Below are 12,192 nucleotides of genomic sequence, written 5' to 3'. Positions count from 1 at the left end.
CACCAATGGAATTGCTCACGCAGGTAAGGCTTACCTAACCTTTCGGCGTCCCAGGATCGCGAACGCGAGCGTGGAGCAGACGATGAGGCCGAGCATCACGCAGGCCATCGGCACGGCCGTGCCCTCGCCCGCCAGGCCGACCAGCGGGGCGGCCAGGGCGCCCAGCGCGAACTGCAGCACGCCGAGCAGCGCCGAGGCGCTGCCGGCGATCTGGGCGGGCTGCCCGGCCAGCGCGAGCGCGCCGGTGCCGGGCAGGACGAGCCCCTGACCCAGCATGATGACGAACAGGCCCGCCACGATGCCGGCCAGGCCGAGCCCGGTGAGCGCGGCGGTCAGCAGCAGCCCGGCGCCCACCAGGCCGGTGACCAGCCCGATGACGACCAGGCGGGCGGGCTCCACGCGCCCCGACAGGCGGCCGCCGAGCTGGGCCATCGCGGTCAGGCCGAGCGCGTTGAGCCCGAAGATGAGCGAGTACTGCTGCGGGGTGGCGCCGTACACCTGCTGGAGCACGAACGGCGAGCCGGAGATGTAGCCGAACATCGCCGCGAAGGCCAGCCCGGCGGTGAGCGCGCAGCCCATGAACGCGCGGTCGCGCAGGAGTTGCCAGAAGGTGCGCACGGTGTGCCCCAGCCCGCCGCTCTCGCGCCGGTCGGCGGGCAGCGTCTCGCGCACCCCCGGCAGCACGGCCAGCAGCAGCACGAGCCCGGCGACGCTGAGCGCCACGAACACGCCGCGCCAGGAGGTGAAGGCGAGCAGCTGGGCCCCGGCGATGGGCGCGAGGATCGGCGCCAGGCCGCTGACCAGCATGAGCGTGGCGAAGATGCGGGCGATGGCGGCGCCGTCGTACAGGTCGCGGACGACCGCGCGCACGATGACCAGCGCCGCCCCGCCCAGAATGCCCTGCAGCAGCCGCAGGACGATCAGCACGGGCACCGACGGCGCGAACGCGCACAGCAGCGAGGCGACCATGAACCCCGACACGCCCACGATCAGCGGGACGCGCCGCCCGCGCACGTCGCTGACCGGGCCGGCGACGACCTGGCCGACGGAGACGCCGATCAGGCAGGCGGTGAGGGTGAGCTGGACCTGCGCGGGAGCGCTGAGCATCTCCTCGGTGATGGCGGGCAGGGCGGGCAGGTACATGTCGATGGACAGCGGGCCGATCGCCGACAGCGCGCCCAGGATGACCAGCAGCAGCCCCCGCCTCCCGCCCTTGGTCTCGCCCTTGCTCCCAATGGCGGCGGACGCGGCTTCTGCCACGGACATGCGTGAACCCCTTCCCCTCGCAGGCCGATGACCCACGAGGGCCGAGGGATCAAACCGGGATTCGGTCCTCCTAATTCCCGGTTATCAGATATTTCATGACGTTTCGTTGAGCTGGATGACTCCGAACGCCGCGCCCTGCGGGTCGATGAGCTGCGCGAACCTGCCGGGCGGCGCCTCGGTCACGCCGGTGAGCACGTCGGCGCCCGCGTCGGCGGCGGCGTGCAGGGCCGCGTCGAGGTCGGCGACCGCGAAGTAGGTCAGCCAGAACGACGGCAGCTCCGCCGGGGCCTCGTCGGGCATCGGGATCATCCCCGCGACGGCCGCCTCCCCCGCCACCCACTCGGTGTACGCCATGCCGCCCAGGTCGGACGTGCGGGACGTCCAGCCGAAGACCGCCGAGTAGAAGCGCTCGGCGGCCGGCGCGTCCCGGGTGCACAGCTCGTTCCAGCAGAACGCGCCGGGCTCGTTGACCAGCTCCGCACCCGCGTGGGCGGCCGCCTGCCAGGCGGCGGCGTAGGAGCCGTCGGGGGCCCGCAGGGCGACCATGGTGCCCTCGTCGAAGATCGCCATGGGCTCCGCCACGACGGTGCCGCCGGCGTCCCTGACCCGGCCGGCCAGCGCGGCGGCGTCGTCGGTGGCGACGTAGGTGTTCCAGAGCGAGGTGGAGCCGCCGTCGCGGACGGGGCCGATCCCGGCGACCTTGCTGCCCTCGTGGACGAACATCCCGTAGCCGCCGGCCGCCGGGTCGTCGACCATGTCGGCCCGCCAGCCGAACAGATCCCCGTAGAACCGGACCGAGCCGGGGACGTCGGTGCTGGCCAGGTCCACCCAGCACGGAACTCCTGGGTCGTATCCACTGCGTCGCGACATGTGGAGCTCATCGCCGCGCGTCCCCCGGTTCTCACGTCTTTCCGGGGAACGGTCCGGTCAAGAGCCGTCCATTTCCGGGCAGGGCCGCCCGGCAGGCGTTCGCCGGGCGCGTACCTGGGGGCCGGACCGCCCGGCGCAGTCCCTAAACTCGTGGCCATGGATTCCCCAGCCGTCGAGATCGTCGACCTGGTCAAACGCTACGGCGGCCGGACCGCCCTCGACGGCCTCACCCTGCGGGCCGGCCGCGGCGCGGTCACCGCCGTCCTCGGGCCCAACGGCGCGGGCAAGACGTCCACGGTCGAGATCTGCGAGGGGTTCCGCAAGGCCGACTCCGGCACCGTTCGGGTGCTCGGCCTGTCGCCCACGCTGCCCGAGCTGCGGCCGCGCGTCGGGGTGATGCTCCAGGCGGGCGGGGTGCCGCCGGCGATGCGCTGCGCCGAGTGGCTGCGCCTGGTCGCGCGCTTCTACGCCCGTCCGCACGATCCCGGCGCGCTGCTGACCCGGCTCGGGCTGGCCGAGCACGCACGCACCCCCTACCGGCGGCTGTCGGGCGGGCAGCAGCAGCGGCTGTCGCTGGCCGCGGCCGTGATCGGCAGGCCGGAGCTGGTGTTCCTCGACGAGCCGACCGCCGGGCTCGACCCGCAGGCCCGGCACGCCTGCTGGGACCTGGTCGGCGAGCTGCGCGGCGCCGGGGTGTCGGTGGTGCTGACCACCCACCACATGGAGGAGGCCGAGCGGCTGGCCGACCACGTCGTGATCATCGACAGGGGGCGCGTGGTGGCCGAGGGCAGCCCGGCCTCGCTGACCGGGGCCGAGCGGCAGCTCAGGTTCAGGGCCAGGCCGGGGCTCACGCTGGAGGAGCTGCTCAACGCGCTCCCGGTGGGCAGCGCGGCCAAGGAGTCGCCGGCCGGCCACTACATCATCGAGGGCCAGGTGGGGCCCGAGCTGCTGGCCACCGTCACGGCCTGGTGCGCGGCGGAGGGCGTCACGGCCGACGACCTGCGCATCGAGCGCCGTACCCTCGAAGACGTCTTCCTCGAACTGACCGGCAGGGAGCTGCGATGACCCCCGTGCTCGACCTCTCGCCCGCGCCGGGCGCCGCGCCGTTCCCGCGCATGGTGCTCGCGCAGGCCGGCTCGGAGGTCCGCACGATGCTGCGCAACGGCGAGCAGCTCCTGCTCACCCTGATCATCCCGGTGCTGCTGCTGGTCGGCTTCTCGCTGGCGCCGCTGGTCGACGTCGGGGGCGGCCGGCGGGTCGACTTCCTCGTGCCGGGCGTGCTGGCCCTGGCCGTCATGTCCACGGCCTTCACCGGGCAGGCCATCGGCACCGGCTTCGAGCGCCGCTACGGCGTGCTCAAGCGGCTGGGCGCGACCCCGTTGTCCAGGGCCGGGCTCATGCTGGCCAAGACGGCCGCGGTGGTGGCCGTGGAGGTCATCCAGGCGGCGGTGATCGTGGCGGTGGGGCTGGCGCTGGGCTGGCGGCCCCACGGGTCATTCCTGGCCGCCGCGGTGCTGGTCGTGCTGGGCACGGCGGCCTTCAGCGGCCTCGGCCTGCTCATGGCGGGCACGCTGCGGGCCGAGGCGACGCTGGCCGCGGCCAATCTGGTCTACCTGGTGCTGCTGGGGGCGGGCGGGGTGATCTTCCCGCTGTCGAAGTTCCCCGAGGGCGCGCGGCCGGTCCTGGAGCTGCTGCCGATCTCGGCGCTGACCGGCGGCCTGCGCGCGGTGCTCGCCCAGGGGGCGGCGCTGCCGCTGGGGCCGGTGCTCGTCCTGGCCGGCTGGGCCGTGCTGACCCTGGCGCTGGTCTCGCGGCTGTTCCGCTGGGAGTGAGGCGGCTGTGCCGCTGGGGGTGAGGCTGCTCCGCTGGGAGTGAGGGGGCGCGCCACCCCGCGTGCGGAGATGTCGTCCGAGGTCAGTACGCTCTGGACGACCGCCCCACCTTCCGCGCGAGGAGTTCCGTGACCGACTTCGCCCTCGACGATCCCTTCGATCGCCGCCCGGCGCTGCCCCGGCCTGGCCGCCTGCTGCGCCAGGCCGCGGACTCGATCCCGCCCTCGTCGCTGGTCCTGCTGTCCATCGTCTCGGTGCAGCTCGGCGCCGCGTTCGCCAAGAACCTGTTCGCCGTCCTGCCGCCGAGCGCCGTGGTGTTCCTGCGCATCGCGGCGGGCGGCCTGATCATGGCCGCGGTGGCCAGGCCGAAGCTGCGCGGGCTGGGGTGGCGCGACTGGGCGGTCGGGGCCGGTTTCGGCCTGACGCTCGCGCTGATGAACCTGTCGTACTACGAGGCCCTGTCGCGGCTGCCGATGGGCGTCGCGGTGGCGATCGAGTTCCTCGGCCCGCTGGGCGTGGCCGTGGCCGCCTCCCGGCGCAGGCTCGACCTGGCCTGGATCGGCCTGGCCGGCCTCGGCGTGGCGCTGCTGGCGCCCTGGGGGCAGCAGGCGTCCGCGGCCTGGTGGCTGGGCATCGGGTTCGCCCTGGTGGCGGGCGCGTGCTGGGCGGCCTACATCCTGCTGTCCGCGGCGGCCGGGCGGCGTTTCCCCGGCACCACCGGGCTGTCGTTCGCGATGATCGTCTCGACCCTGGTGATCGCGCCGGTGGGCGTCACGACCGGCGGCGCGGACCTGTTGCAGCCGTCGCTGCTGCTGATCGGACTGGGCGTGGGGCTGCTGTCGTCGGTGATCCCGTACTCGCTGGAGCTCCACGCGCTGCGGCGCATGCCCAAGCACGTGTTCGGCATTCTGATGAGCCTGGAGCCGGCCGTGGCGGCGCTGGCGGGCGTGCTGGTGCTGGGCGAGGTCCTGCACGTGCAGCAGTGGGCGGCGATCGTGTGCGTCGTGGCCGCCAGCCTCGGCTCGACCAGGATGACCGGGCGCTGACGACCGGGCGTCAGGGAGTGCCGAGGAGGTGCCGCCGCGCGCCCGCGGGGATGGGGATCTCTCGGGCGCGCGGCGGAGGGCTCGGCTTGAGGTGGGCGGGTCGCCGAGCCCGGTGAAGGTCAACGGATGCGGGCATCCGCGTGACCGGGCTTGTGAGGCTCTCAGGAAGATCAGTTCGTGAAAGCTTTCGCCAACACATTACCTCAAAACGGACAAACCCTATTAATTCGGACGGTAAAGAAACGCGGCAGGCGTCAGTGCTCGGCCCAGATCCCCCGGACGTGGCCGATGTGCTCGCCCATCAGGTGGCCGACCGCCTTGCCGTCGCCGCTCTTGAGCGCGTCGAGCATGGCCAGGTGCTCCCTGGCGGAGTCGGTCAGCGAGCCGCGCTCGGCCAGCTGCGACAGACCGTAGAGCCGGGCCCGGTTGCGCAGGTCGCGCACCACCTCCACCAGGTGGACGTTGCCCGCCAGGGCCAGTAGCTCCAGGTGGAAGCGCAGGTCGGCGTCGATGTAGGCGAGCAGGTCGGCCCGGTCGGCGGCCGAGACGATCTCCTCGGCGATCGGGCGCAGCCGTTCGAACTCCTCGGCGCGGGCGCTGTCGGCCAGCCGCGAGACGGTGGGCACCTCGATCAGCTCACGGATCTGGGTCAGCTCGTCGAGGTCGCGGTCGGACAGCTCGGTCACCCGGAAGCCCTTGTTGCGCACGGCCTCGACCAGGCCCTCCTTGGCCAGGTCGAGCATGGCCTCGCGGACCGGCGTGGCCGAGACGCCGAACTGCGCGGCGAGCACGGGCGCGGAGTAGACCACCCCTGGCCGCATCTCACCGGTGATCAGCGCGGCCCGCAGCGCGTGCGCGACCTGCTCGCGCAGGCTCTGCCGCTCCCCCACCATCGGCAGGTCGAGCCGGTCCTCGGCAGCCATCCGCCTTCCCTCCTACTTCCACGCCTCGTACGCGGCCGCGGCGACCACCAGGTCCTGCCACGCCATGCCCGTGCTCTTGAACACCCGCGGGCCGGGACCGGCCACCACCCTCCCGGCGATCAGCTCGGCGAGGTTCCCGGCGAGATGACCAGAGGTGATCGTACCGTGGCGGATCGGGATGATCACGTCGCCGGCTTCCTCCAGGGCGGCCGATCTGGCCTCGACGACCACGGTGGCGCGGGCGACGAGGTCGCCGTCGAGCTCGCGGACGCCGGGCTCGTGCGACCCGACCGCGACCACGGTGACGCCGTCCCGGGCGAGCTTACCGGGGAACAGCGGCTGCGCGGCCGTGGTGCAGCAGGCGACGAGGTCGGCGGCCCGGACCGCGTCCGCCACCGCCCCGGGCACCACCTCGGCTTCGGCGGTGGGAGCTCCGGTGGTCAGGGGTTCGGCGGTCAGGCCCAGGGCGCGGCAGCGGGTGGCCAGGGCGGCGGCGCGGGCGGGGTCGCGGCCCACGACCGTGACGTGCTCGACGGGCCGCACCTCGCGCAGGGCCAGGACGTGCCCGTACGCCTGCGGTCCGCTGCCGAACACCACCAGGCGGCGCGCGTCCGGCTCGGCCAGGTGGGCGACGGCCAGGGCGGAGACGGCGGGCGTGCGCAGGGACGTGAGCGCGATGCCGTCCAGGGCGGCGAGCGGGGCCAGGGTCGGGCCGTCCAGCAGGAGGTACGTCCCCTGGATGCGGGGCAGCCCGCGCCCGGGGTTGTCGGGCGTGACGGTGACGGCCTTGACCCCGGCGTAGCGGCCGGCGGCGGCGGGCATGAGCAGGAGCTGCCCGGCCGGCAGGTCCACGGCCGGCCGCCGGGGCGTCAGCTCGGGGTCGAGCCCGTCGCGCAGGGCCTGTTCGAGGACGGCCACCGCGCGGCCGACCGGCACCAGCCGCTCCAGCACGGGCCCGTCGATGTAGGGAAGAGCGCTCATCGCAGCGTGAACCCCGTTCCGATCGGGTCGTCGGGATCGAGCTCGAAGACGTGCCGGCCGGTGCGGTAGGCCATGCCCTCGATCTCCGGCACGATCCCCTCGGCCGTCACCGCGGCCACCCGCGCCCGGAAGACGGACCCGACGACGCTCTCGTGCACCAGGGTGCCGCGCAGGCCGGCGTCGTGCAGCAGCGCCATCCTGGCGGCGGTGCCCGACCCGCACGGCGACCGGTCCACCTCGCCGTCGGCGAAGACGGTGACGTTGCGCTGCCGGACGTTCAGCCCGTCACCCGACAGCTCGCCGTCCGGCACGGCGTCGGCCGGCACGGCGTCGGCCGGCACGGCGTCGGCCGGCACGGCGTCGGCCGGCAGGGCGTCGGCCGGCAGGGCGTCGTAGAAGATGACGCCGTAGACGCCGGACAGGCGGTCGTCGCGTGGGTGGCGGGTGGCGGGGTGGCCGGCCAGGGCGGCCTTGATGCGGCGGGCGTGCCCGACGAGGGCGGTCAGGTGGCGGGGCTCGACGGACAGCCCCAGCTCCCCCGCCGAAATAGACGCATAAATCGCCCCGCCGTACGAAATATCGACCTTCGTTCCAGCGACGGCCACGTCCCGCGCGATCACGTACGACGGGACGCTCACGAACGTCACCCCCGCCACCCGCCCGCCCGAGCACCGCACCCGCGCCCTGACCCGCCCCGACGGCACGTCCACCACCACGTCGGTCTCCCCCTCGGGGTCGGCCTCGACCAGCCCCTCCTGCACCGCGTAGGCCCCCAGGGCGATCGTGCCGTGCCCGCAGGCGGTGGAGAAGCCGTCCTTGTGCCAGAACAGCGCGCCCAGATGCGCCCCGGCGTCGTCGGGCGGGACGAGGAAGCAGCCGTACATGTCGGCGTGCCCGCGTGGCTCGTGGCACAGCAGCCGCCTGACGTGGTCGGCGTGGGCGGGCGCGTTCTCCCGCCGGGTGAGCACGTCCGCCCCGGGGATGCCGGGGACGCCTCCGGTGACGATCCGGAACGGCTCGCCGCCCGTGTGGTAGTCGACAGTTGTGATCACAGTTCGAAGCCCTCCGGACCGGGTCGGGAAAGTCGCCAGGAGTAACATGTCACATTGTCACGTTCCGGAGAAGCCCCTGACGGGACCGTCCCACCTGGCCCGTACCATCGTTGACGTGAAGGAATCCACCACCCGCCCCAACGTCCTGGCCCGCGCCCTGCGCTCGTTCTGGGCGCCGACCGCGCGCTCGATGCGCGGCTGGGCACTGGCCTCCGTGGTGGCCAACGCGGGCATCGCGGTGACCGGCGCGGGCGTGCGGGTGACCGGTTCCGGGCTCGGCTGCCCGACGTGGCCGAGGTGCACGCCCGACAGCTTCGTGCCCGTCGCCCATCCCGAGATGTCGATGCTCACGATGCTCATCGAGTTCGGCAACCGGCTGCTGACGTTCCTGGTGCTGGCGGTGGGCGCGGCGTGCGTCGTCGCGGCGCTGCGCCTGGTCCCGCGCAGGCGGGCGCTGGTGCGCCTGGCGCTGTTGCAGCCGGCGGGCGTGCTGGCCCAGGCCCTGTGGGGCGGGCTGGTGGTCAGGACCGCGCTCAGCCCGTTCACGGTCGGCATGCACTTCCTGATCTCCATGGCGCTGATCGCCGCCTGCTGGATGCTCTACGCCCGCGCCGGCGAGGGCGACGGCCCGGCCGCCGGGGTGGCCCACCGCGACGTCCGGCGGCTCGGCCACGCGCTGCTCGCCGCCACGGCGGTGCTGCTGGTGGCGGGCGTGGTGGTCAGCGGCACGGGCCCGCACTCGGGCGACGTCATCGCCTCCCGGTTCGGCTTCGACATCGAGACCGTGGCCCGGCTGCACGCCGACATCGTCTACGTCGTCGTCGGCCTGACGTTCGCGCTGCTGTTCGCGCTGCGCGTGACCGGCGCGCCCCGGGCCGCCAGGCGGGCCGCGCTCGGGCTGTTCGTCGTGGAGCTGGGCCAGGGCGTGATCGGCTACACCCAGTACTTCCTGGCCGTGCCGGCCGCGCTGGTGCTGCTGCACGTGCTCGGCGCCTCGCTGGTGTGGATCGCCGCGCTGCGGGTGGTCACCTCGCTGCGCAGCAGAGGCCCGCTGGAGGCCCCGGCCGCCGCCGCTCACACGGAAGCGCCCGCTCCCGTCTGACCGTTGTGCGATGGTATGGGGTGTGCTGCGACTCCCTAGGCTCTCGCGCAGGCTGCTGCGCCGTACGTACCAGGGGCTGGTGCTGGTCAGCGTGCTCGCGCTGGCGCCCATGACCTGGGCCTGGCTCGACAGCTCGCCGCACCGCGTGGTGGCCGGCAGCGGCGGCTGGCTGGGCCGGGTGCCGCCCGCGCAGGCCGCGCTGGTGCTCGGCGCCGGGTTGTGGCGCACCCAGCCCACGCCGATGCTGGCCCGCCGGCTCGACGTGGCCGCCGAGCTCTACCGGGCGGGCAAGGTGCGGGCGCTGCTGCTGTCGGGCGACAACAGCCGCAAGGAGTACGACGAGCCCACCGCCATGCGCGACTACCTGCTGCGCAGGGGCGTGCCGGCCGACGTGATCGTGCTCGACTACGCCGGGTTCGACACCTGGGACTCGTGCGTACGGGCCCGCCGGGTGTTCGGCGCCGAGCGGGTCACCGTCGTCACCCAGGTCTTCCACCTGCCGAGGGCCGTCGCGCTGTGCCGGACGGCCGGGCTGGAGACGTTCGGCGTGGGCGACGACTCCACCCGCCAGTGGGCGGCCACCACGTACGTCTACGCCACCCGGGAGCTGCTGGCCACCGGCAAGGCCGTCGTGGACGCGCTGCTGCTGCACTCCGACCCGGTCTTCCCCGGGCCGCGCGAGGTCTCGCTGACCCAGATCCTGGCTCAGCGGGGCGCGCCGGGCGCGTAACCGGGCGGCGGGGTGCCCCTGGCCATCCGGCGGGCGTGCACCGGCGGCACCGGGAAGTCGGCGCGGGCGGTGCTCATGCACTCCAGCAGGGCCCGCTGCTCCTCGTGGAAGGCCTGCTCGTCGACGATGTGGCGGGCCGCCCGCTCGTGCAGCAGGCCGAGCTCGGTGGCGGCGAGCTGGTAGTCGCGCATGGCGCGCACGCCCCGCTTGCCGCCGTAGGCCCTGGCCCACTGCCTGGCCTGGCGGCGCCTGGCGAACGTGGACAACATGTAGATGTCGGCCGGCCCGACCAGCCTGGTCGGCTCGTACGGCGGCAGGTAGGTCTGGATGAGCGCGACGATGCGCCGCCGGTCCCTGAACACCACGCCGATCAGCACGACGAGCACCACCAGCAGCGCCAGGTAGGCCACCACGAGCCCGGGGAAGCCGCCGTAGGAGGCCAGGCCGTTCCACAGGCCGTGCAGGATCATCGCCCCCGACCAGCCGGCCAGCACCAGGAACACCCGCTCGGGCCCCTGGCGCTGGGCCGCGTAGGCGACGGCCACCCCGATCATCGAGCTGAACAGCGGATGGGCGAACGGCGACAGGATGCCGCGCAGCACCACGGTGACCGCCAGGCTGCTGACGCCGTTGCCGTTGAGCGCCGACAGGTAGTAGCTGACGTTCTCGCTCATGGCGAAGCCGAGGCCGACCATGCTGGCGTAGATGATGCCGTCGGTGGGGCCGTCGAGCTCGGCCCGGCGGAACTTCAGCAGGCCGAGCAGCACCAGGCCCTTCATCGTCTCCTCGACCACCGGCGCGCCGAAGGTGGCCGCCAGGTTGCGGGCGCTGGTCGGCGAGAGCTTGGCGGTGTCGATGAAGTAGTGGAGGTTGAGCGAGTTGATCGCGCCGGCGACCAGCACGGCGATGCCCGCGCCCCAGGCGAAGGCGAAGATCAGGTTGCTGCGCGGCTCCGGCTCCATGCGGTCGAGCGCCAGCACGGCGGCCAGCAGCAGCGGCACCGGAGCCAGGGCGAGCCCGAGCGCGATGAAGAACTGCACCGGCTCACCGTTGATCACGTCGAAGGAGAACGAGACCAGGGCGCAGATGCCGGTGAGGACCAGCCCGGTGATCAACGCGAACGACGGGCGGTCCTTCAACACCCAGCGTGGATCACGGGTCGCCATACCGTGACTTTAACGGATCGAAGGGCCGGGGTCCGTGCCGACCGCCCGTGCGGGACAGCCACTCCTCACCGTCCGGACACGCGCGTCGCGGGCCTCGCGCACGGCGGTCAGGACGGTCACGGCGCTCAGGCCAGCAGCGGGTCGATCGCGACGGCGAGGAAGAGCAGCGCGAGGTAGGCGTTGGACCAGTGGAAGAAGCGCATCGGGCGCAGGTCGACGCCGCTCTTGCCGGCGTTGAGCCGGGCCAGCAGGCGGTGGACCTCCCACAGGCAGACCACGCCGAGCACGACCGCGACGACCGGGTAGAACAGCGTGGTGCCGGCCACCGGCCACAGGGCCAGCGAGCACAGCACGGTCGCCCAGGTGTAGGCCACGGACTCCAGGATCACCCGCCGCTCGGTGGCCACCACCGGCAGCATCGGCACCTTGGCCGCCGCGTAGTCCTCCTTGTAGCGCATGGCGAGGGTCCAGGTGTGGGGCGGCGTCCAGAAGAACACCACGCCGAACAGCACCAGGGGCGCCCAGTCGAGCCGCTCGGTGATGCCCGCCCAGCCGATCATGACCGGCATGCAGCCCGCGATGCCGCCCCAGACGATGTTCTGGGCCGTGCGGCGCTTGAGCACCATCGAGTAGACGATGACGTAGAACAGGATCGCGCCGGTGGACAGCACCGCGGCCAGCCAATTGGTGGTGAGCCACAGGCCAACAGTGGACAAAATCCCCAGGACGATCCCGAAGATCAGCGCGCCGCGCGGCGACACCTGGTGCCTGGCCAGCGGCCGGCGGCGGGTGCGCCGCATCTTCTGGTCGATGTCGCGGTCGACGTAGCAGTTGAGCGCGTTGGCGCTGCCCGCCGACAGGGTGCCGAAGACCATGACGGCGATCGACTTCCACAGCGGCGGCAGGCCCCCGGCCGCCAGGAACATCACCGGCAGGGTCGTGATCAGCAGCAGCTCGATGATCCGCGGCTTGGTGAGCGCGACGTAGGCCTTCACGACCATGCCGAACGTGCGCGGCGCCCCGGGCTCGGTCGAGGGGGTCGTGGCCTGCCTGTTGGTCAGCACCGTCAAGGCGCTTCCAGCCTGTGCGGAGTCAACGCGTAACCTCTGATTAGAGCGGATCGATGAGTGGCGCCGTGGCGCCTCTGCGAACAAACAAACTGTAGTCGCAGGGGCGCACGGTCCGGCCAATGGGGGGCTTGCGCCGTTCATGGACACGCGAGGG

12 protein-coding genes are annotated in these 12,192 nt (G+C 73.2%); 5 read left to right on the top strand and 7 right to left on the bottom strand.

What is annotated here, in order from left to right; genetic code table 11:
* Positions 1–30: 30 nt before the first annotated feature.
* Together ACFYUV_RS43400 and ACFYUV_RS43395 are read right to left on the bottom strand one after the other, a co-directional pair.
* Positions 31–1,266, bottom strand: a complete 1,236-nt coding sequence (locus ACFYUV_RS43400) for a multidrug effflux MFS transporter (RefSeq protein ID WP_387679998.1) — start codon at positions 1,264–1,266, stop codon at positions 31–33.
* 93 nt (positions 1,267–1,359) lie between these two features.
* The gene (locus ACFYUV_RS43395) at positions 1,360–2,136 is read right to left on the bottom strand and encodes a VOC family protein (protein WP_387679996.1); all 777 of its coding nucleotides are present in this window, start codon (positions 2,134–2,136) and stop codon (positions 1,360–1,362) included.
* Positions 2,137–2,292: 156 nt separating this feature from the next.
* On the opposite strand from ACFYUV_RS43395, the gene ACFYUV_RS43390 reads away from it, so the two are divergent.
* The 3 genes from ACFYUV_RS43390 to ACFYUV_RS43380 all read left to right on the top strand — a co-directional run bounded on the left by ACFYUV_RS43390 (position 2,293) and on the right by ACFYUV_RS43380 (position 5,014).
* A complete protein-coding gene (locus tag ACFYUV_RS43390) occupies positions 2,293–3,201 on the top strand; it encodes an ABC transporter ATP-binding protein (RefSeq protein ID WP_358300138.1) in 909 nt (302 codons plus the stop codon).
* Complete coding sequence (locus tag ACFYUV_RS43385; RefSeq protein WP_358300141.1) at positions 3,198–3,968, top strand: ABC transporter permease; 771 nt, start codon at positions 3,198–3,200, stop codon at positions 3,966–3,968. The genes ACFYUV_RS43390 and ACFYUV_RS43385 overlap by 4 nt, the downstream gene beginning before the upstream one ends.
* A 128-nt stretch (positions 3,969–4,096) precedes the next feature.
* Complete coding sequence (locus ACFYUV_RS43380; protein WP_352328758.1) at positions 4,097–5,014, top strand: EamA family transporter; 918 nt, start codon at positions 4,097–4,099, stop codon at positions 5,012–5,014.
* Between the two features lie 254 nt (positions 5,015–5,268).
* Here the strand turns inward: ACFYUV_RS43380 and ACFYUV_RS43375 are convergent, their stop codons facing one another.
* Genes ACFYUV_RS43375 through ACFYUV_RS43365 form a run of 3 tightly spaced genes read right to left on the bottom strand, consistent with a single transcriptional unit; the run spans position 5,269 to position 7,970 of the window.
* A complete protein-coding gene (locus ACFYUV_RS43375; protein WP_352364390.1) occupies positions 5,269–5,937 on the bottom strand; it encodes a GntR family transcriptional regulator in 669 nt (222 codons plus the stop codon).
* A 12-nt stretch (positions 5,938–5,949) separates the two neighbouring features.
* On the bottom strand, positions 5,950–6,918 hold the full coding sequence (locus ACFYUV_RS43370; RefSeq protein WP_387679992.1) for an ornithine cyclodeaminase family protein: 969 nt from the start codon (positions 6,916–6,918) through the stop codon (positions 5,950–5,952).
* Positions 6,915–7,970: a proline racemase family protein gene (locus ACFYUV_RS43365; RefSeq protein ID WP_387679989.1), complete on the bottom strand. Its 1,056-nt coding sequence runs from the start codon at positions 7,968–7,970 to the stop codon at positions 6,915–6,917. Before ACFYUV_RS43365 ends, ACFYUV_RS43370 begins: the two co-directional genes overlap by 4 nt.
* Positions 7,971–8,085: 115 nt before the next feature.
* Here ACFYUV_RS43365 and ACFYUV_RS43360 point away from each other — a divergent pair, with 115 nt between their 5' ends.
* Both ACFYUV_RS43360 and ACFYUV_RS43355 read left to right on the top strand, forming a co-directional pair.
* The gene (locus ACFYUV_RS43360; RefSeq protein ID WP_387679987.1) at positions 8,086–9,072 is read left to right on the top strand and encodes a heme A synthase; all 987 of its coding nucleotides are present in this window, start codon (positions 8,086–8,088) and stop codon (positions 9,070–9,072) included.
* Between the two features lie 22 nt (positions 9,073–9,094).
* Entirely contained in the window at positions 9,095–9,802 is a 708-nt protein-coding gene (locus ACFYUV_RS43355) for a vancomycin high temperature exclusion protein (protein WP_387679984.1), read from the top strand.
* Here the strand turns inward: ACFYUV_RS43355 and ACFYUV_RS43350 are convergent.
* Positions 9,778–10,968, bottom strand: coding sequence for a PrsW family intramembrane metalloprotease (locus ACFYUV_RS43350; protein WP_352364398.1), 1,191 nt, complete (start codon positions 10,966–10,968; stop codon positions 9,778–9,780). The genes ACFYUV_RS43355 and ACFYUV_RS43350 overlap by 25 nt on opposite strands.
* 125 nt (positions 10,969–11,093) lie before the next feature.
* Positions 11,094–12,032 (bottom strand): heme o synthase, encoded by a 939-nt coding sequence (locus ACFYUV_RS43345; protein WP_387680354.1) that lies wholly within the window; start codon positions 12,030–12,032, stop codon positions 11,094–11,096.
* Positions 12,033–12,192 lie beyond the last annotated feature (160 nt).

Source organism: Nonomuraea sp. NPDC003560 (assembly GCF_042878785.1).
Lineage (GTDB): Bacteria > Actinomycetota > Actinomycetes > Streptosporangiales > Streptosporangiaceae > Nonomuraea.
This window is presented reverse-complemented; position numbering and strand designations above follow the sequence as displayed.